Origin of the sequence: Streptomyces acidicola, from assembly GCF_009377235.1 — a bacterium.
GTDB lineage: Bacteria > Actinomycetota > Actinomycetes > Streptomycetales > Streptomycetaceae > Streptomyces > Streptomyces acidicola.
In genome coordinates this window covers 15,402-33,850 of sequence record NZ_VMNX01000093.1, presented here as the reverse complement: position 1 = coordinate 33,850, position 18,449 = coordinate 15,402, and the positions used below count along the sequence as shown (strand labels likewise).

Annotated in this window: 16 protein-coding genes; 9 read left to right on the top strand and 7 right to left on the bottom strand. The window is 72.2% G+C overall.

What is annotated here, in order from left to right:
* The first annotated feature begins 140 nt into the window (after positions 1 to 140).
* Both FPZ41_RS23555 and FPZ41_RS23550 read left to right on the top strand, forming a co-directional pair.
* On the top strand, positions 141 to 560 hold the full coding sequence (locus tag FPZ41_RS23555; protein WP_152865683.1) for an ester cyclase: 420 nt from the start codon (positions 141 to 143) through the stop codon (positions 558 to 560).
* Positions 561 to 674: 114 nt separating this feature from the next.
* On the top strand, positions 675 to 1,712 hold the full coding sequence (locus tag FPZ41_RS23550) for a LacI family DNA-binding transcriptional regulator (RefSeq protein ID WP_322620622.1): 1,038 nt from the start codon (positions 675 to 677) through the stop codon (positions 1,710 to 1,712).
* A gap of 70 nt (positions 1,713 to 1,782) precedes the next feature.
* On the opposite strand, the gene FPZ41_RS23545 is transcribed toward FPZ41_RS23550, so the two are convergent.
* Positions 1,783 to 2,571, bottom strand: coding sequence for a VOC family protein (locus FPZ41_RS23545; RefSeq protein WP_152865679.1), 789 nt, complete (start codon positions 2,569 to 2,571; stop codon positions 1,783 to 1,785).
* Positions 2,572 to 2,857: 286 nt separating this feature from the next.
* Between FPZ41_RS23545 and FPZ41_RS23540 the strand changes: the two genes are divergently transcribed.
* Together FPZ41_RS23540 and FPZ41_RS23535 are read left to right on the top strand one after the other, a co-directional pair.
* Positions 2,858 to 3,106, top strand: coding sequence for a WhiB family transcriptional regulator (locus tag FPZ41_RS23540; protein ID WP_152865677.1), 249 nt, complete (start codon positions 2,858 to 2,860; stop codon positions 3,104 to 3,106).
* A 94-nt stretch (positions 3,107 to 3,200) separates the two neighbouring features.
* On the top strand, positions 3,201 to 6,548 hold the full coding sequence (locus FPZ41_RS23535) for a hypothetical protein (RefSeq protein WP_152865675.1): 3,348 nt from the start codon (positions 3,201 to 3,203) through the stop codon (positions 6,546 to 6,548).
* 90 nt (positions 6,549 to 6,638) lie between these two features.
* Here FPZ41_RS23535 and FPZ41_RS23530 read toward each other — a convergent pair whose 3' ends face one another.
* From FPZ41_RS23530 to FPZ41_RS23515, 4 genes are all read right to left on the bottom strand, one after another.
* The gene (locus FPZ41_RS23530; RefSeq protein WP_322620621.1) at positions 6,639 to 7,613 is read right to left on the bottom strand and encodes an acyl-ACP desaturase; all 975 of its coding nucleotides are present in this window, start codon (positions 7,611 to 7,613) and stop codon (positions 6,639 to 6,641) included.
* Positions 7,614 to 7,838: 225 nt separating this feature from the next.
* Positions 7,839 to 8,615 (bottom strand): dimethylargininase, encoded by a 777-nt coding sequence (gene ddaH, locus FPZ41_RS23525; protein ID WP_322620620.1) that lies wholly within the window; start codon positions 8,613 to 8,615, stop codon positions 7,839 to 7,841.
* A 140-nt stretch (positions 8,616 to 8,755) separates the two neighbouring features.
* Positions 8,756 to 11,059, bottom strand: coding sequence for an excinuclease ABC subunit UvrA (locus FPZ41_RS23520; RefSeq protein ID WP_152865671.1), 2,304 nt, complete (start codon positions 11,057 to 11,059; stop codon positions 8,756 to 8,758).
* A 10-nt stretch (positions 11,060 to 11,069) separates the two neighbouring features.
* Entirely contained in the window at positions 11,070 to 12,695 is a 1,626-nt protein-coding gene (locus tag FPZ41_RS23515) for an ABC-F family ATP-binding cassette domain-containing protein (RefSeq protein WP_152865669.1), read from the bottom strand.
* Between the two features lie 329 nt (positions 12,696 to 13,024).
* Here FPZ41_RS23515 and FPZ41_RS23510 point away from each other — a divergent pair, with 329 nt between their 5' ends.
* Positions 13,025 to 13,702, top strand: coding sequence for a GOLPH3/VPS74 family protein (locus FPZ41_RS23510; protein ID WP_322620619.1), 678 nt, complete (start codon positions 13,025 to 13,027; stop codon positions 13,700 to 13,702).
* Positions 13,703 to 13,713: 11 nt separating this feature from the next.
* Here the strand turns inward: FPZ41_RS23510 and ssgD are convergent, their stop codons facing one another.
* On the bottom strand, positions 13,714 to 14,130 hold the full coding sequence (ssgD, locus tag FPZ41_RS23505; RefSeq protein WP_131569028.1) for a spore wall synthesis regulator SsgD: 417 nt from the start codon (positions 14,128 to 14,130) through the stop codon (positions 13,714 to 13,716).
* A gap of 400 nt (positions 14,131 to 14,530) precedes the next feature.
* On the opposite strand from ssgD, the gene FPZ41_RS23500 reads away from it, so the two are divergent.
* The 4 genes from FPZ41_RS23500 (at position 14,531) to mmpA (ending at position 17,198) form a co-directional block, all read left to right on the top strand.
* A complete protein-coding gene (locus FPZ41_RS23500) occupies positions 14,531 to 15,568 on the top strand; it encodes a WD40/YVTN/BNR-like repeat-containing protein (RefSeq protein WP_194236192.1) in 1,038 nt (345 codons plus the stop codon).
* Between the two features lie 107 nt (positions 15,569 to 15,675).
* Positions 15,676 to 16,002: a plasmid stabilization protein gene (locus tag FPZ41_RS23495; RefSeq protein WP_152865665.1), complete on the top strand. Its 327-nt coding sequence runs from the start codon at positions 15,676 to 15,678 to the stop codon at positions 16,000 to 16,002.
* A 54-nt stretch (positions 16,003 to 16,056) separates the two neighbouring features.
* Positions 16,057 to 16,989 (top strand): endonuclease V, encoded by a 933-nt coding sequence (locus FPZ41_RS23490; RefSeq protein WP_152865663.1) that lies wholly within the window; start codon positions 16,057 to 16,059, stop codon positions 16,987 to 16,989.
* 62 nt (positions 16,990 to 17,051) lie between these two features.
* Complete coding sequence (mmpA, locus tag FPZ41_RS47245; protein ID WP_194236191.1) at positions 17,052 to 17,198, top strand: morphogenic membrane protein MmpA; 147 nt, start codon at positions 17,052 to 17,054, stop codon at positions 17,196 to 17,198.
* A 30-nt stretch (positions 17,199 to 17,228) separates the two neighbouring features.
* Here the strand turns inward: mmpA and FPZ41_RS23485 are convergent, their stop codons facing one another.
* On the bottom strand, positions 17,229 to 18,407 hold the full coding sequence (locus FPZ41_RS23485; protein WP_152865661.1) for a saccharopine dehydrogenase family protein: 1,179 nt from the start codon (positions 18,405 to 18,407) through the stop codon (positions 17,229 to 17,231).
* Positions 18,408 to 18,449: the final 42 nt, after the last annotated feature.

The window sequence follows — 18,449 nt, the reverse complement described above, 5'->3', positions numbered from 1 at the left end:
CGCGGCATTGCCACCCGCTATGACAAGACCCCCGAGAGCTACCTTGCCGGACTCCACCTACGAGGCGCCGTCATCTGGATCCGCAGCCTTCAGCCAAGTCGCTGATCACGACTCCGTACAGGCCCTAGTACGGTCGGAGCATGACGGCCGCCCCGATCGATGCCACCACCCGCCGCAGTGAGGACGTCGTGCGGCGCTACCTCCGCGTCTTCGAGACCCAGGAAGTCGCCGAACTGAAGGAACTGGTCGCCGAGGACGTGCTCATCCATGCCGCCGGCCGGCACGTGCGCGGACGCCACTACCCGGAGGGCTCGGTACTGACCCCGGGCCTTTCCCGCTGCCGCGTCCATGTGGACGACCTGTTCGCGGCCGGCGACCGCGTCACCACCGCCTTCACCCTGACGTACACCCACGACCGCACCGGCCGCGACCTCACCATGACCGGCATCAGGTCCTACCGCCTCCAGGACGGAGTGATCGTCGAGTTCTGGGGGGAGACCGACCTGTACGGCCTGCTCCGGCAGGCCGGGCTGGTGCCCGAGGAGATTCCGGCGTTCTGACCGCGGCGCCCGCGCTTCGGGGCCTCCGGCATCCAAGACTCCAGAGAGCGCTCTCAAGTGACGCCCCCTCCAGAGCTATCCTGACCGGCAGCCGCTCTGGAGGAGAGTCCCGAAGTGTCCGAGGTAACGTCGCGTCCCACGCTGGAGGCCGTGGCAGCGCGGGCGGGGGTGTCGCGGGCGACCGTGTCACGGGTCGTCAACGGGGGCGAGGGCGTGCGGGAACCGCTCGTTGAGCGGGTACGCAGAGCCGTCGAGGAACTCGGCTACGTGCCGAACCAGGCGGCCCGGAGCCTGGTCACCCGGCGGCACGACGCCGTCGCCGTCGTGATCGCCGAGCCCGAGACCAGAGTCTTCGCCGACCCGTTCTTCGCCCTCCAGCTGCGCGGCATCGGAAAGGAGCTGACCGCGCACGACTCCCAGCTCGTGCTGCTGCTCACCGAAGGGCGCGACGATCACGTACGCGTCGGACGGTACCTCGCCGGCGGACACGTCGACGGCGCGCTCGTCTTCTCGCTGCACCTCGACGACCCGCTGCCCGGACTGATCCACGGGGCGGGCGTACCGACCGTGTTCGGCGGGCGGCCCGGCTGGGGCGACGGCGTGCCCGACGTCGTGTATGTGGACAGCGACAACCGCGGTGGCGCTCGGGACGCCGTCCGGCATCTCGTCGGGCTCGGCCGCACCCGTATCGGCCACATCACCGGTCCCCTCGACCAGACCTCCGCCGTCGACCGGTTCCAGGGGTTCCGGGACGTCATGGTGGACGCCGGTCCGCGGATGGTCGTCGAGGGCGACTTCACGCCCGCGGGCGGCGAGAGCGCCATGCGGGAGCTCCTGGACCGCTGCCCGGACCTGGACGCCGTTTTCGCCGCCAACGACCTCTCCGCCTCGGGCGCCCTGCGTGCTCTGCGGGAGCGCGGACGCAGGGTCCCCGACGACGTCGCCGTCGTCGGCTTCGACGACATGCTGCCGGTCGCCGAACAGACCGACCCTCCCCTCACGACGATCCGTCAGGACATCGAGGAGATGGGCCGGCTGATGGCACGCCTGCTGCTGGGCGGGCTGGAGCCCCGAGGGGCGGGGCGGGAGGCCACGAGCGCGCCCTCCAGCGTCGTCCTGCCGACCACACTGGTGCGCCGCGCCTCCGCCTGAGCGCGCGCCGCAACCGCACAGTGGTCGCCCGGACGGGTTTCACGGCGGTGAACCCGCGAGCCTTCTGGCCTCAGCTCTGCTGCGGCACGCTCCTGATCACCGCGAACCGCGCTCCGTACGGGTCGGCGAACTCGGCGATGCGGCCGACGCCCTGCAGGTCGGTCGCGGGGAGGCGGACCGTGCCGCCCAGCTCCTGCGCTCTGACGGCCGTGGCGTCCGTGTCCGGGACCTCGAAGTACGGCAGCCAGGCTGCGGCCTCCGTCCTGGCCGGGGCGTCCTCCAGCGGGACGATGCCGCCGAACATGGCGTCCATCTCGGTGCCCGCCGGGTGGACCGTGGTGTACATGCCTCCGGGGAACGCGACGGCCGAGGTCTCCCAGCCGAGCACGGCGTTGTAGAACCCGGCGGCCGCCGGAAGGTCCGGCGTGTACAGCTCCACCCAGCACAGCGAGCCCTGGTCCCGCACGACATCGAGGCCCTTGGTGGCCGCGGGCTGCCAGACACCGAAGGGCACGCCCGCCCGGTCGGCGAGGATGGCCATGCGGCCCTGGTCCAGCACGTCCATGGGCTGCGCGAGCACCCTCCCGTGCGCCTGCTCGACCGCCTTCGCCGTGGCGTCCGCGTCCGGCGTCTGGAAGTACACCGTCCAGGAAGGTGGCCCCTGCTCCGGGGTGGTCCGCATACCGCCCGCCACGGTCTTCCCGTCGAGCTGGAAGAAGCCGTAGCCGCCGGTCTCGGGCGGGCCCGGCCGGAACTGCCAGCCGAAGAGTCCGCCGTAGAAGGCCGAGGCGCCGTCGAGGTCGGGAGTGCCGAGATCGAGCCAGTTCGGGGCGCCGGTGACATAGCGCGTGGTGAGCATGTGCGCACTCCTTCGAAGGGCCCATTGCCTGCACTGCCGAGTCTCGCACCGCCCACTGACGATCGCCGCCGGGACGCTGCCGCTGCGACTGCACCCGGTGACGTTCGGTAATCAGGCGAGGAGGGACCCGTGTGCGAGCGACCCGCGCGCCGCCGTGCGTCCGTCTGGCCCTCGGGTCCATCATCGGGTGTCCGCAGCGGCGACACGGGATCTGCCGCGCACGATGGACGGTGTCGTTGATCCTGCGTTGATCGAACGTTTTTCGCCGCGCGACACCATCTCGACCATGCACACCGACACACCCACCCAGCCGGACCTGGCCTGGCAGGAGCAGGCGCTGTGCGCACAGCTGGGGGCCGACTTCTTCTTTCCCGAGCCGGGCAGCTCGGTGCGGGAGGCGAAGCTCATCTGCGGCATGTGCGAGACGCGCTCCGCCTGCCTGGAGTTCGCGCTGGCCAACGACGAGCGCTTCGGCGTCTGGGGCGGCCTCTCCGAGCGGGAACGACTGCATCTCAAGCGCACCGATCCACGCTGACGAGCGTCACCGAGACCTCACTGTCACCCGTACGTCACCGTGAACTGCCGTATTTCCCGCGCACGCGCCCCGTCCCGCAGGCACAATCCAGCGCATGCCCAGCACCCCGCAGACGGTCGACGGCCTGCGACACGTCCTCGACCCGCTCCCGCACCCGCAACGCATGCGTGAACTCGCCCGGCGTGTGAGGGACATGGAGCGGCCACTGCGTCCCCTGCTGGAGGAACTCGACAGGCGCGGGCCCTATGAGCGTGGCATCGCCGTCGTGGCCGCGTCCGTCGCGCGGGACGCCGAGTGGATCGCCGTACGGATCGCCGACCCCGACCCGTATGTGCGTGGACACGCGCTGCGCGTCGCCGACAGCCTCCAGGTCCCGGACTCCTTCTACGAGTCCGCGCTGGCCGACGCGCCCGAAGTCGTCCGCCGCGAGCTGCTGCGCGCCGTCGTCGCCGGGCGGCGCACCGCGCTCGCCGACCGGATGGCCGACCGTCTGCGGCGCGAGTGGGGCGACACCGAGGCGGCTCGCCTGCTGCCCGCCTGCTCCCCACAGACGGCCGCCCGGCTGCTGCCCGAGCTGTTCCACGCGGTGACCGGCTGGCGCACCCTCGCCAAACGGCACCCGGGGACACTGCTCGACGTGGCGGAACGGGAGGTGGCCGCGCTGCCCGAGGCATTGCGCGACGCCTGGTGGTCCCGGTACGCGGTGGCCCTGGCCGCCGTGACACCCGCCGAACCCCTGCGCGTGCTCGACCTCCTCGAACGGCTCGGGCCCGCGGTGCTGCCGAACGAACTCCGGGACCACGTAAGCGCGTTCGCGTCCGCCGATCCGGCGCGGGTGGTGCGGCTGCTGCTGACCCCGGCCTGGTCCGGAGCGCTGGGCGCCCACTCCATGAGCGGGACCGTGCTGCGCGCGCTGGCCCGCTCCGGTGCCCCCGAACTCGTCGCGTACGGCAGGACACTGGCACCGAACGGCGGTCTGCCGCCACTGCTCAGGGCGATGCCCCCCGCCCGACGGCACTCCTTCTGCACGGAGGTCCACGAAGGCCGGGGCCCCGGGAACATGGACGCGGCCCTGCTCGAAGCGCTGCCCCGCGGTGCCGCCGCCCACGAGGCCCGCGCGATGGCCGACGTGCTGCGGGAGAAGGGCGGACGATGGAACGCCCTGCTCCGCGTCGAATGCCAGCTGCCCGTCGCCGAGGTCCGGGACCGGCTCGTCGAGGCCACCCGGCGGCCGGCCGCCGAGGACCGTGCCGAAGCCTGGCAGCTGCTGATCCGCAACGCGGTCCGCTCCGGCGATCCCGCCGCCGTCGCCTCGGCCCTGGCGGAGATGGGACGGCTGCGGGGCGAACAGGACCCGGTGCGGTCGGCCGCGCTCGACGAACTGGCCCGCGCCCGGCCCGCGTTGTTCACCGAGGACGCCGAACCGCACCTCGACCGCATCGCCGTCGACGCCGTTCAGGCCCCGGACTCCTCGCCGGACACCCGGCGGCACCTCAGCCGGCTCGCCGTCTCCGTACTGCGTGAGCACGCCGCGAACGGGCGGCGCGATCTGGTCAACTGGGCGCTGCGCACCCTCGTCCGCATCTCCGGCAACACCGGCGGCACGGGCCGTGATCTCCTCGGCCGGCTCGACCAGACCCTCCGCCACGGCCAGGAACACCAGGTGTACGTGGCGCTGCGCCCCTGGATCGAGGCGGGCGCCGAGAAGGCCGACTACGGACTCGCGTTCGCGCTCGCCCGCGCCGTGGGCCGACGCGCCGCCGGCATGCCCGAACTGCAGGAACTTCTGTGGCAGGCCATCCGCTACGGCAGCGACTCGACCGCGCGCGAGGCCATCGTGCTGTGGCTGGAGCCGCCCGCGAGCCGGGACGAGCGGGTGGCCCGCGTCCTGTCGCTGGAGCCGTCCGCCGGTGTGCTGCCGTCCGTGCGGCGGGCCGTCGTCCGACGCCGCACCGACCTGCTCGACCCGCTGCTGGCCGTCACCCCGCCCTACGGGCGCTTCCTGACCAAGGAGGCCTGGTGGACCCTCCGCGTGGACCGGAACGTGCGGCGCTGGGTGCCTCGTCAACAGCAGTCAGCGGCACGGCAGTTGACGGCGTCCGCCGAGGACACCGGGCTCACCCTGTACCAACGGGCCGTGGCCGTCGGGCAGAGCGCGCTCGTGCCGGGCATAGGCGCCGGCCTCCTGCGCCGCTGGACCGGTTCCTCCGAGGTCGTCCTCGCCGAGGCGGCCCTCGCCGCGCTCGCCCGCACCGACCGTCCCGCCGACGCGCTGCCCGAGCTGCTGGCCCACGCGGGCGACGACCGGGCACGGGTCGCGGTGTACGCGGCCGCGCAGGCGTCCCGGTACGCGCCGCCGTCCGTCCTCGCCGAGCAGCTCCGGGCGTTGCTGCTCACCCCGGAGGCCAAGGTCACCAGCCGCAAGGAGGCGGCACGCCTGGCCGCCGTACGGCTGCCGGTACCCCGGGCGGCGGAACTGCTCACCGAGGCGTACGCGTGGCCCGCCGCTCACGCCGACGTGCGCTCCGCCTGCGTGGCCTTCGCGGAATCCCTGCTCGCCGAGGACACGGTGTGGGCGATGCTGGCCGACGCCGCGGGCGCCGGGCCCGTCCTGCGCGCGGCCGTGCTGCATGTCGCGCCGCTGAACCTTCCCGCACCGCACCGGGAGCGGTATGCCCGCCTCGTGCGCGACGTCTGCGACACCGACGACCCGGAGACGGCGTCACTGGCCTTCGACGCGCTGGCCCGCTGGGCACGGTGGTCGCCGGACGCCCCTACGGTCCTGGCGGACGCCACCGCCGACCTGTCCGAACGTGTGTCCTGGCGTGCCGCGGCGAGCGGCCTGGTGACGGCCGCCGTGGGGTCGGCGCGAGGTGCCGAGGGACTGCGGAGAGCGCTGCGCACGCTGGCCGAGTCCGACATCGGGGCCGACGCCGAGGAGCGCCGCGACCGTCCCGCCCGCCGACGCGTCGAGCACCTCGTCCGCCAACTCGCCCACCAGGCCCGGCCGGCCCCGCACCCGGTCCGCCCGGCGGCCCTCGCCGCGAGCGAACTCCTTGCCGCGTACGACGACTTCGTGCCGCAGGCAGCCGCCATCGCCGCGTTCCACCTGGACCTGGACACCGACCCGGAGCATCTGCATCGCCTGGCCGCGCTCACGGAGAACCGCCCGGCACTCGCCGACCGTACGGCCCGCGCCGTCGGCGAACGGCTGCGGGGCAGGGCCCACGAGGGCGACCCCGGGACCCTCCTGCCCGTCGCCCGTGGCCTGGCCGTCCACGGTGGTCACGCCCAGGGACTGCTCGCCGTGGCCCTCACCGGTGCTCTCGGCGCCCGCGCGGGCTGGCCCGGCCCCTGGCGCGACCAGCTCAGGGCGCTGCGCCGCCACCCGGTGCCCGATGTGCGGGACGCGGCACTGGCCGAGGTGACGGCGTACGAGTGAGCGGACCAGGGGGCGCGGCGGCCTCACGGAACGCGGATGCCCCGCCTCGACCGAGGCGGGGCATCCGCGGGCGTCGTGCGTGAACTGTCGTCACGCCCCGGCGCGTGCCGCCATCCGGGCCTTGCGCGCCGCGAGCTTCTCGTCGAACTTCAGGGCCTCCGCGTCCAGTCCGCCCATGTAGAGCCCCAGCTCCTCCTGCGCCTTCTGGCCCTCGGGGCCCAGCCCGTCGATCTCCATGACCTTCAGGAAGCGCAGCACCGGCTGGAGCACGTCGTCGTGGTGGATCCGCATGTTGTAGACCTCGCCGATGGCCATCTGGGCGGCGGCGCGCTCGAAGCCGGGCATGCCGTGGCCGGGCATGCGGAAGTTGACGACGACGTCGCGGACCGCCTGCATCGTCAGGTCGGGCGCGAGCTCGAACGCCGCCTTCAGCAGGTTCCGGTAGAACACCATGTGCAGGTTCTCGTCCGTGGCGATGCGCGCCAGCATGCGGTCGCAGATCGGGTCGCCGGACTGGTGACCGGTGTTGCGGTGCGAGATACGGGTGGCGAGCTCCTGGAACGCGACGTACGCGATCGAGTGCAGCATCGAGTGCTTGTTGTCCGACTCGAAGCCCTCGCTCATGTGGGCCATGCGGAACGCTTCGAGCTTGTCCGGGTCGACCGCACGCGACGCGAGCAGGTAGTCGCGCATCACGATGCCGTGCCGGCCCTCCTCGGCGGTCCAGCGGTGCACCCAGGTGCCCCAGGCGCCGTCACGGCCGAACAGCGAGGCGATCTCGTGGTGGTAGCTGGGCAGGTTGTCCTCGGTGAGCAGGTTCACCACCAGCGCGATACGGCCGATCTCGGTGACCTTGGACTGCCCCTTCTCCCAGGCCTCGCCGTCCTCGAAGAAGCCGGGGAAGTTACGCGCGTCGCTCCACGGCACGTACTCGTGCGGCATCCAGTCCTTGGTGACCTTCAGATGCCGGTTGAGCTCCGTCTCGACCACTTCCTCCAGGGCGTACAGCAGTCGTGCGTCGGTCCAGGTGGACGGGCTGCCAAGGTGGGGGGAAGTGATCGACACGGTAACTCCAGGGGGACGAGAAGATCGTGCGTGGTCACGAGCGAGTGACCGAACCTACGGAATCGTAGGCTACGAGTCCGTAGGTTACGATGCCGTAGGTTAAGTGTGCTGTAAAGACCCCTGTTCAGCGGGTGTTCCCGCAGTGTCCCAGGGTGTTCACCGGGTCTGCTGAGGTGCCGGCAGACCCGCAGGTCCAGGGGCCGGGAGGCGAAGTGCCCGACCTGGTCAGGCGTACAGCTCCCGCAGCCGCACCGAGAGGCATGTCACACAGCCTTCGAGCTTCTCGAACTCGCTGATGTCCACGAGGACGGGCTCGTACCCGAGGTCCTCGTACAGGGCGGCGGTCTTGGGCGCGCTCGCCGCCATGAGCAGCTTGTCGCCGCCGAGCAGCACCACATGGGCGCCGGACTCCTCCGGCACGTGCAGGAAGCTCGGGAACAGCGTGAGCGAGTCCATCTTCGGGATGTGCCCGACGACCGTGCCGTCGGGCAGCGCGGTCACCGCCGACTTCAGGTGCAGCACCTTGTTCACGGGCACGGCCACCACCCGCGCCCCGAGCGGCTCGAACGCGGCCCTGAGCTGCTGCACCCCGGCCGCGTTGGTGCGTCCGCCGCGGCCCACGAAAACCGTGTCGCCGATCTTCAGGACGTCACCGCCGTCGAGGGTGCCCGGCGCCCAGATCCAGTTCACCGAGCAGCCGAGCGCGGCCACCGCCTCCTCGACGCCGTCGGTCTCGCCGCGCCGCGACTCGGCTCCGGACCGGGCGATGAGCGCGACGTTGCGGAACATCACGACCGTGTCCTCGACGAACACCGAGTCCGGGCAGTCGTCGGCGGGGTCCACCTCGACGGTCTCCCAGCCGTGCGCGCGCAGTGCCTCCGCGTACGCCTCCCACTGTTCGACCGCGAGTTCGACGTCGACCTTCGCGCGGTCGATGTGGGTGACCAGTCCCTCGGCCAGTTTCGGGCTGGGGCGGCGGATGAGGGCCTTCTTGCTGGGCACGGCAGATCTCCGTCTCGGGCGTTCTCGGGCAGGGCGTTCTTGGGGTGAGGCCCATCGGGATGCCGGACCATGATGCAGCCGTTGCCCACGCGAACAAAACCCTTGAGTAACAAGCGGGTATCCGCCGAGGTGACCCGCACTCAGCCGGCGGCCCGCCGCAGATGCTCAGCCGTGTACGAGTCCCGTACGTCCAGCAGCCGTTCCGGCGTCCCTTCGAAGATCACCCGGCCGCCGTCCCTGCCTCCGTCCGGACCCAGATCGACGATCCAGTCGGCGTGCGCCACCACCTCCAGGTTGTGCTCGACGACCACGACCGTGTCGCCCCCGTCGACCAGCCGGTCCAGCAGCGCGAGCAGACCCTCGACATCCGCCATGTGCAGCCCGGTCGTCGGTTCGTCGAGGACGTACACCGCACCCGTGCCGTGCTTGTTCTGTCGCCTCGCGGCACCGGCGTGCCCCTCCGGCTCGGGCAGCCGGGTCGCGAGCTTGATGCGCTGCCGTTCGCCGCCGGACAGCGTGGACAGCGGCTGCCCGAGCGTGAGGTACGTCAGCCCCACGTCCGGCAGGGCGCGCAGGCGTCGCCGTGCGCCCGGGTCGGTGAGGAAGCCCAGCGCCTGATCGGCCGTCATGTCCAGGACGTCGGCGATGGAGCGGCCGTCCACGGTCAGCCGCAGCACCTCCTCCCGGAAGCGCCGTCCCTCACAGTCGTGGCAGGTCGTGGTCACCGGGTCCATGAACGCCAGGTCGGTGTGGATGATCCCGCGCCCCTGGCACGTCCCGCACGCGCCCGACGAGTTGAAGCTGAACAGCCCCGCGTCGGCGCCCGTCTCCCGGGCGAAGACCTTCCGCACCGTGTCCATGACGCCGAGGTACGTCGCCGGAGTCGACCGCCCCGAGATGCCGACCGCCGACTGGTCCACGACCACGGCCCGCGGATGAGCCGCCACGAACGCGCCGGACACCAGAGAGCTCTTCCCGGACCCGGCGACTCCGGTGACCACTGTGAGCACCCCGGTCGGGAACTCCACGGTCACGTCCCGCAGGTTGTGCAGATCCGCGCCCTTCACCCACAGCCCGCCGGTCGGACGCCGGGGCTGCGCCTTGACCTTCGTACGGCGGCGCAGGCACCGTCCGGTCGGGGTGTCCGCGGTGGCCAGCTCCTCCGGAGTCCCCGCGAAGACGACCAGCCCGCCGTCGGCGCCCGCGCCCGGACCCATGTCCACGACGTGGTCGGCGAGCGCGATGACGTCCCGGTCGTGCTCGACGACCAGCACGGTGTTCCCCTTGTCCCGCAGCCGCAGCAGCAGATCGCCGAGGCGGCCCACGTCCCGCGGGTGCAGGCCGACGCTCGGCTCGTCGAAGATGTACGTCATCCCCGTCAGGCTCGACCCCAGGTGCCGTACCGTCTTCAGCCGCTGTCCCTCGCCGCCGGACAGCGTGGACGTCTCGCGGTCGAGACTGAGGTAGCCGAGGCCGATCGCGTCGATCCGCTCCAGCGCGGTGACGGCGGCCGAGGCGATCGGACCGGCCAGCGGATCGTCGATCTCCTTGAGGACGCCGATGAGGTCGGTGACCTGCATACGGGCGCAGTCGGCGATGGACAGGCCGCCCACACGCGTGGCGAGCGCCGCCGCGTTGAGGCGGGCGCCGTGGCACACCGGGCAGGTGTCCTCGACCAGGAAGCGCCGTACGAGGTCGCGGGTCTTCTGGCTCATGCCCGACAGGTCCCGCTTGAGGTACAGCCGCTCGAAACGGTCGGCGAGCCCTTCGTAGCCGGTGCTCCAGGTACCACCCGAGCTGGTGACCTCGACCTTGCTCCCGGGCGCGCCGCGCATCAGGAACTCCCGCTCGGCGTCGGTGAATTCCCCCACCGGCTTGTGCGGGTCGAGCTTGGGGGTGTTCGTGTAGACCTGCCCCTGCCAGGTGCCCGCGGCGAACGGCGGGAAGAGGATCGCGCCGTCCGCCAGGGACCGGGCGGGGTCGAGTACGCGGTCCCAGTCGGGAGCGACCGCCCGGCCGAGCCCGTCGCACCCGGGGCACATGCCCGACGGGTCGTTGAACGAGTACGCGGTCGCCGAGCCGGCGCTGGGCGTGCCGTGTCGGGAGAACAGCACCCGGAGCACCGAGTGGATGTCGGTCATGGTGCCGACCGTGGACCGGGAGTGGCCCCCGACCGGCCGCTGGTCGACGACGATCGCGGGGGAGAGGTCCTCGATGGCGTCGGCGTGCGGCCGTTCGTACTTGGGCAGCCGGTTGCGCACGAACCACGTGAACGTCTCGTTCAGCTGACGCTGCGACTCCACCGCGATCGTGTCGAAGACGACGGACGACTTTCCCGATCCCGACAGGCCGGTGAACACGGTCAGCCGGCCTTTCGGGATGCGGAGGGTGACGTCCTTGAGGTTGTTCTCGCGGGCTCCGGTGACGGTGATGAATTCGGGCATGCACCCGAAGCTAGGCGGGATACCCGACAGCTTCTGGCGTGATTTCCTTCAGCTCCCCCTCCTCCATCAGCAGCCAGCGGGTGATCCCGATCGACTCCAGGAACGGCAGGTCGTGACTGGCCACGATCAGCGCGCCCTCGTACGACTCCAGGGCCGTGGTGAGCTGCCGCACGCTCGCCATGTCCAGGTTGTTCGTCGGCTCGTCGAGCATCAGCAGCTGAGGCGCGGGCTCCGCCAGCATCAGCGCGGCCAGTGCCGCCCTGAAGCGTTCGCCGCCGGAGAGCGTCGCCGCCGGCTGGTCGGCCCGCGCCCCCTTGAACAGGAAGCGGGCCAGGCGCGCCCGGATGCGGTTGTTGGTGGCGCCCGGAGCGAACCGGGCCACGTTCTCCACGACCGTCCGGCCGTCGTCGAGCACATCGAGCCGCTGCGGCAGGAAGCGCAGCGGGACGTGCGCCGTCGTCTCGCCCGCCACCGGCTCCAGCTCGCCCGCGATCGTGCGCAGCAGCGTGGTCTTGCCCGCGCCGTTGCGCCCGATCAGCGCGATCCGCTCGGGCCCGCGCAGATCGAGGCCGCCGCGCACGCGCGCGCCGTACCTCAACTCCAGGTCCAGGAGCGTGAGGACGGTACGGCCCGGGGGCACGGCCGTGTACGGCAGGTCGACGCGGATCTCGTCGTCGTCCCGTACGGCCTCCACCGCCTCGTCGAGCCGCTCCTTGGCGTCGGCGAGCCGTTCCTCGTGCAGGAGGCGGTGCTTGCCGGCGGAGACCTGGGCCGAGCGCTTCTTCAGCTTCATCACGGCCCGCGGCTCGCGCTTGTTCTCGTACATCTTGTTGGCGTAGCGCGTCCGCTTGGCCAACTTCGAGTGTGCCTCGACCAGTTCCCGTTTCTGTTTCTTCAGATCGGCCTCGGCGACCCGCATCATCCGTTCCGCCGCGTCCTGTTCGGTGGCCAACGCCTCCTCGTAAGCGGAGTAGTTGCCGCCGTACCAGTTGACCTCACCCGAGCGAAGGTCGGCGATCTGGTCGACGAGTTCGAGGAGTTCGCGGTCGTGGCTGACCACGACCATGACCCCGGACCAGGACGCCACGGCGTCGTACAGGCGGCGGCGCGCGTACACGTCCAGGTTGTTGGTCGGCTCGTCCAGCAGGAGCACGTCCGGCCGGCGCAGCAGCAGCGCGGCCAGGCGCAGGAGCACCGACTCGCCGCCCGAGACCTCGCCGATCGTGCGGTCCAGGTCGATGTGGCCGAGCCCGAGTTCGCCGAGGGTGGCGAGCGCGCGCTCCTCCACGTCCCAGTCGTCGCCGACCGTCGCGAAGTGCTTCTCGGCCACGTCGCCCGCCTCGATGGCGTGCAGCGCGGCGCGGACGACGGCGATGCCGAGCGCCTCGTCGACCCGCAGGCCGGTGTCGAGCGTGACGTTCTGCGGCAGGTAGCCGACCTCGCCGGCCACGCGAACGGTGCCGTGGGCCGGGGTGAGCTCCCCGGCGATCAGCTTCAACAGGGTCGATTTCCCTGATCCGTTGACGCCGACGAGCCCGCTCCGGCCGGGGCCGAACACGATCTGCAGGTCGTCGAACACGGGGGTGCCGTCGGACCAGGCGAAGGAGAGGGAGGTGCAGGTGATGGAAGCGGACATGGTGGCCTCACGGTTGCTGGGAGTGGTCGAGGGCGAACGCGTGAGAGACACCGCGGGGCGGGAGCGGGCGGAGGGAGGCACGGCAACCGGGGAGGCATGAGAGGCATGAGGTGCAGCAGAAAAGCCCTGCGCCGGAGGACGGCTCGTACGCCGAGGTCACACGCAAACGCACACACGTGACGGTGTGTGACGCGGTGTCTCAGGACCTCAGACGAGCAACGTCCTTCTCCAATCGACGGCAACAGGACCGCGTACGACGGTACGGAGGGGCCCGGAGGCTGTCAACGAATTAACGTGGCCCCCCGGCCCACCCCGGAGGAGGACACCCCGTGCCGAACGGCTCGCTGTCGCTGCCCGCCCGGCTCTACCTGCTGGCCTGGGACACCACGAGGACGGAACTCACCGGCGAGTCCCGCCTCCACCACCTGGTCCGCGCCGGTGCCCTCACCGAACTGGCCCAGCGCGGACTGCTCACCGACGAGGACGGCATCGCCACCCCCGTGGACCCGGACGCCCGCACCGGAGACCTGGTTCTCGACGGGCTCCTGGAACTCGTCGAGGAGTCCCGGCCGCGCACCTGGCAGACCTGGGTCACCCTGCGGGCCCGCGTCACCCTCGACGCCGTACGCGCCCAGCTCGCCGCGGACGGCTGTCTGCGCGTGGTGAGGCGGCGGGCGCTGGGCTTCTTCCCGACCGTGGAGTACGAACTGGAGCGTGTGTCCCAGGTGGACGCCCAGCAGGAGGAGGCCCGGCGGATCCTGGAGGGGCCGCTCCCGGTGGCTCAGGTGCCCGAGCGGGACGCGGCCCTCGTCGCGCTCGCCGCCTCGGCCGGACTGCGCACCCTGTCCACCGGCACGGACTCCGGGTCCGCCGGCAAGGACCCCGACCGCCGCAGGGAGCGGATCGAGGCCCTGACGGAGCGCGGCGGAGCGGCGGCCCCGGCCCTGCGGAAGGTCGTCCAGGAGATGCGCACGGCCCTGCTCACGGCAGCCGCCGCCGTCACCTGAGGCCGTTTCGCTCAGCAGGCGTCCCGCATCAGCTCCGCGAGGTCGTGGTCCAGGTCGATCTGGAGGTGTTCGAGACCGAGGGGCACCAGCTCGGTCGAACGGTCCAGGAAGCGCCGCACCTCGGCCGCCCGGAGGTGCACGACGGCGGTGCCCTCGGGGGCGTGGAACTCCATGACCAGCCGCTCGTAGCCGTACGGCCGCACCCGGACGTCGCCGTGGCCGACCGGCTCGTCCATGCCGGACACGAGCAGTTCGCGGGCGAAGGTCCAGCAGACCTCCACGCCCTCCAGGGTGGAGGGGGCAGGGAAGGTCATGCTGACGGCGAACGGGTCGCGCTGGTCGTAGTGGAGCATGGCGGGAATGCTCGGCATCCGCGGCGCGGCGGCGACGAGACGGGCCTCAACGGGCTGCTCGATGACGGTGGACATCGCCTTGCTCCCTTGTGACGGCTGGACGGAATCCGGGTGTGTAGGGCCGGGCACTTGAAGAGACGATGGAATGAGCCAATCCGTGCACATGAAATTCGAGTGACCTCTGTCACCGAGGAAATTCCTAGTGGTGACTGTGGTCTCCGTGGTGTCTCCGTGGAGTTTCTGTGACGTCTCTTGATGATCCATTTCTCATCCCGCGCTCCCGGGATATCGGAGAGGACACGCGAACTCGCCGCGCGGTTCCCGGCGGAGGGCGTCTGGACGCCACTGGGACGGTGGGCTAGCTTCGCCCGCCATGGGACTCGTGGGGAACATGAGGGCTTCGGGGACGTCGGGTCGCTTGAGCCAGGCGGTGAAATCGGCATCGTCGCGGGCGAGTCGGCGAGCACTCGTGGGGCTGTGCGCGGCGGGACTCGCCGCCGCTCTGACGGCCCCCGGGCAGGCCCACGCCACGCCGCGGCCCCCGCACTGGGAGGTCAAGGACACGGGTGCGGCCGACGTCCGGTTCCGCGGCCTCGCGGCCGTCAGCCGGGGCGCCGCGTGGCTGGCCGGGACCAAGGGCACCGTACTGCGCACCACCGACGGCGGCGCGAGCTGGCGGAACGTCTCGCCGCCAGGAGCGGGGGAGTTGCAGTTCCGCGACATCGAGGCGTTCGACACGCGCCGGGCCGTGGTGCTGGCCATCGGCGAGGGCGAGGCGTCCAGGGTGCTGCGCACCGAGGACGGCGGCGCCACCTGGACGGAGTCCTTCCGCAACACCGACCCGAGGGGCTTCTACGACTGCCTCACCTTCTTCGACCGGCAGCACGGGCTGGCCATGAGCGACCCGGTGGACGGCAAGTTCCGCATCCTCTCGACACGCGACGGCGGCCGCTCCTGGACGGTACTGCCCAGCGACGGCATGCCCGCGGCCCTGGAGGGCGAGGCGGGCTTCGCGGCGAGCGGCCAGTGCCTGGTCAGCTCCGGGGCGCGGGACGTGTGGCTGGCCACGGGCGGGGCCGCACGCGCGCGTGTGCTGCACTCCTCCGACCGAGGGCTGACCTGGACGGCCACCGATACCCCGATCCCGGCGGGCGATCCGGCCCGCGGCGTCTTCGCGCTCGCCTTCCAGGGCCGTGCGCACGGCATCGCGGTCGGCGGCGACTACCGCCCCGACCGGACGTCACCCCGAGCGGCGGCCCGCACCGGCGACGGCGGCCGCGGCTGGACCCCCGCCGCCCAGCCGCCGCCCGCCTACCGCTCGGGCGTCACCTGGCTCCCGCGCAGCGGCAGCACGGCGCTCGCCGTCGGCCCCACGGGTACCGACCTGACCACGAACGGCGGACGCACCTGGCGGACGGTGGACACCGGTTCGTACGACACCGTGGACTGCGCCCCCGACGCGGCCTGCTGGGCCGCCGGCGAACAGGGCCGCGTGGCACGCCTGGAGCGCTGACCCGGACCGGGGCATGGTGACCGCCTGCATCCTGATCCGTCGGTGTCCTGAGAAAGTCGGCGTTCTGAAAAGGGGTACTCGGTCAGTCCGCGACGGAAGGAGCGATCATGCCACGCGGTTCGAGTCCCAAGAGAGAACGACAGTACGAGCACATCAAGGAGAGCGCCCAGGACCGGGGCGAGAGCGGGAAGCGCGCCGAGGAGATCGCCGCGCGGACCGTGAACAAGGCACGCGCACGGTCCGGCGAGTCCAGGACCGCGAGCCGCATCTCCACCCGGGACATGTCCTCCGGCAGGCGCGGCGGGCAGCGCTCTGGCCGGGGCTCGCAGGGGCCCACCTACGACCAGCTGTACGAGGAGGCCAGGCGCCGCAACATCCGAGGCCGCTCCGACATGAACAAGAGCGAACTGCGGCAGGCCCTGGGCAAGAAGTGACCGGAAGGCCCCGGCCATGCCCGCAGGGCCGGGCGCCGTAGGCTCGGCAGCACCATGACGACCGTACGCATTCCCGCGGGCTGGCCCGCCACCGAAGAGCAGGCCCGGGCCGTGCAGGACGAGTTGCGGAACAGGGTGGTGCTCGACGAGGACGGGCCGGAGCCCGGCACCGGCCATGTGACGGGTGTCGACGTCGCCTACGACGACGAGCGGGACGTGGTCGCGGCGGCGGCCGTGGTGCTGGACGCCGCGACCCTGGACGTGGTCGCGGAGGCAACCGCCGTCGGACAGGTTTCCTTCCCGTACGTGCCCGGCCTGCTCGCCTTCCGGGAGATCCCCACCGTCCTCGCCGCCCTGGACGCGCTGCCCTGCGCTCCGGGGCTCGTCGTGTGCGACGGGTACGGGCTCGCCCACCCACGCCGCTTCGGCCTCGCCAGCCACCTCGGCGTCCTCTCCGGGCACCCCACGATCGGCGTCGCCAAGAACCCCTTCACCTTCAGGTACGACGACCCCGGCCCCGCGCGCGGGAGCGCCGCCCCGCTCCTAGGGCCTGTGTCGGAAGTGGCGCCTGCCGGGCAGCGCCTGGCACGCCCTCTCGCCGCACCGGGCGAAAGCCCACGTACGTCCGGTCCATCAACGGGGTCTTCCGCCCGGCACGCCGAGAGCACGCTCCCCCACGCTCGAACCGGAGCTCGCGCGGGGGGACCCCCATCGCCGCCGCCCGGCCCGCCCTTCGGGCGGACGACGCCACTTCCGACACAGGCCCTAGCGGGCACCGAGGAGGTGGGCCGCGCCCTGCGCACCCGTGACGGCGTCAAGCCGGTGTTCGTCTCGGTCGGCCACCGGGTGAGCCTCGACACCGCGTGCGCGCACACGCTCGCGCTCACCCCTGAGTACCGCATCCCGGAGTCCACCAGGCGGGCGGACTCCCTGTGCCGACAGGCCCTCAAGGAGGCGACTGTCCCAGAGGGAGACCGGGGTGTCTGAGTATCCGATCTGAGTATCTGTACGGATGTGGGGGCGCCGTCATGATCGGCAGGATGTGATCCATGACGACGCACCACACCTCCAAGCCCGCCGCCGGCCCCACCCAGCCCATCGAGCGCGCCGTGATGGCCGGCCTGGTCCTGGCCGTGATCGCCGCACTCGCCTGGATCGGCGGCATGCTCTACACGGTCACCGGCTGGTCCTCCTGAACCGGCCGGGCGGGGCCGGCCTCCCGGTCGCTACCGGCTGGCCGCCACCCGGAAGGTGATCCCTGCCCGGCGCAGCCGCCCGATCAGCGCGTCGCCCATCGCGACCGCCGGGGTGACCTGTCCGGCCGTGTCCGGCAGATCGTCGAGGACGAGGCTCAGCGCCGACTCGGCGAGGATCTTCGCCGTCTCGTCGTAGCCGGGGTCACCACCCGCGACCTCCGTGAACACCCGGCGCCCGCCGCCCTCGCCCACGAACCGCACCGAGAACCAGCTCTTCGCCCGCTTCGCGGCGCTCGGCCCATCGCCGGGCCTGAGCCGCCCCGACAACCAGCGTCGGGCGGGCGGCAGCTGGGCGGCCGCGACCACCGCGCCGACGGCGGCGGCACCCCCCACGGCGTACGGCAGGCTCCGGACGGCCGCGTAGTTGCGGTAGCGGAAGTCGGGCCCGTACCGCCGCAGCGCCCGCGCCGAACGCTGCACCACCTGGCCGTCGATCGTGGGCAGTGGCACCGCCCACGCTCCGACCTCCGTGGCGAACCGCGGCGCACCCAGCGGAGCGTGCGCCCGCCGTCCGGGCGTGCGCGGCTCGTGCCGCCGACGGTCCCGCGCCGCGGCCACCAACTGCCGCCCGCGCGAGAACTGGTTCAGTGCGGAGGCGAACGTACCGCCCGAGGCCATCGCGTCGAAGCGCACGAACCCGTCCACCGTGATCGGCACGCCCTCCGGGAGCTGCGCCACGGTGAAGTACGCCCCCAGGTCGTGCGGTACCGAGTCGAAACCGCAGCCGTGCACGATCCGTGCACCGGTCTCCCGCGCGCGTGCGTCGTGCCGCACGTACATCAGGTCCACGAACTCGGGCTCCCCGCTGAGGTCCACATAGTCCGTGCCGGTGTCGGCGCAGGCCGCCACCAGTTCCTCGCCGTAGGTCAGGTAGGGGCCGACCGTCGTGGCCACCACGCGCGCGTGCCCGGCGAGTTCGCGCATCGACTGCGGGTCCCCGGCGTCCGCCCGCAGCACCCCGACCGTGGAGCCGCCGGGCAGGCGCTCACGCAGCCGCTCCAGCTTCCCGGCGTCGCGCCCCGCGAGCGCCCACCGCACGCCCTGTGGCGCATGGGCGGCGAGGTACTCCGCCGTGAGCTCCCCGACGAATCCCGTCGCCCCGAAGAGCACGACGTCGTACGCGCGATCCACCCTGCCCCGCCTGCCCATGGCACCCCTCAGCCCTCGCCCCCGCGCCGTTGTCGGTGGCTG

Coding starts and splice junctions, on each gene's coding strand:
- ssgD (WP_131569028.1), bottom strand. CDS start 14,130: ATGTCCACCGTCATCGAGCAGCCCGTTGAGGCCCGTCTCGTCGCCGCC.
- FPZ41_RS23515 (WP_152865669.1), bottom strand. CDS start 12,695: ATGTCCGCTTCCATCACCTGCACCTCCCTCTCCTTCGCCTGGTCCGAC.
- FPZ41_RS23535 (WP_152865675.1), top strand. CDS start 3,201: ATGCCCAGCACCCCGCAGACGGTCGACGGCCTGCGACACGTCCTCGAC.
- FPZ41_RS23490 (WP_152865663.1), top strand. CDS start 16,057: ATGACGACCGTACGCATTCCCGCGGGCTGGCCCGCCACCGAAGAGCAG.
- FPZ41_RS23545 (WP_152865679.1), bottom strand. CDS start 2,571: ATGCTCACCACGCGCTATGTCACCGGCGCCCCGAACTGGCTCGATCTC.
- mmpA (WP_194236191.1), top strand. CDS start 17,052: ATGACGACGCACCACACCTCCAAGCCCGCCGCCGGCCCCACCCAGCCC.
- FPZ41_RS23495 (WP_152865665.1), top strand. CDS start 15,676: ATGCCACGCGGTTCGAGTCCCAAGAGAGAACGACAGTACGAGCACATC.
- FPZ41_RS23485 (WP_152865661.1), bottom strand. CDS start 18,407: ATGGGCAGGCGGGGCAGGGTGGATCGCGCGTACGACGTCGTGCTCTTC.
- FPZ41_RS23555 (WP_152865683.1), top strand. CDS start 141: ATGACGGCCGCCCCGATCGATGCCACCACCCGCCGCAGTGAGGACGTC.
- FPZ41_RS23540 (WP_152865677.1), top strand. CDS start 2,858: ATGCACACCGACACACCCACCCAGCCGGACCTGGCCTGGCAGGAGCAG.
- FPZ41_RS23520 (WP_152865671.1), bottom strand. CDS start 11,059: ATGCCCGAATTCATCACCGTCACCGGAGCCCGCGAGAACAACCTCAAG.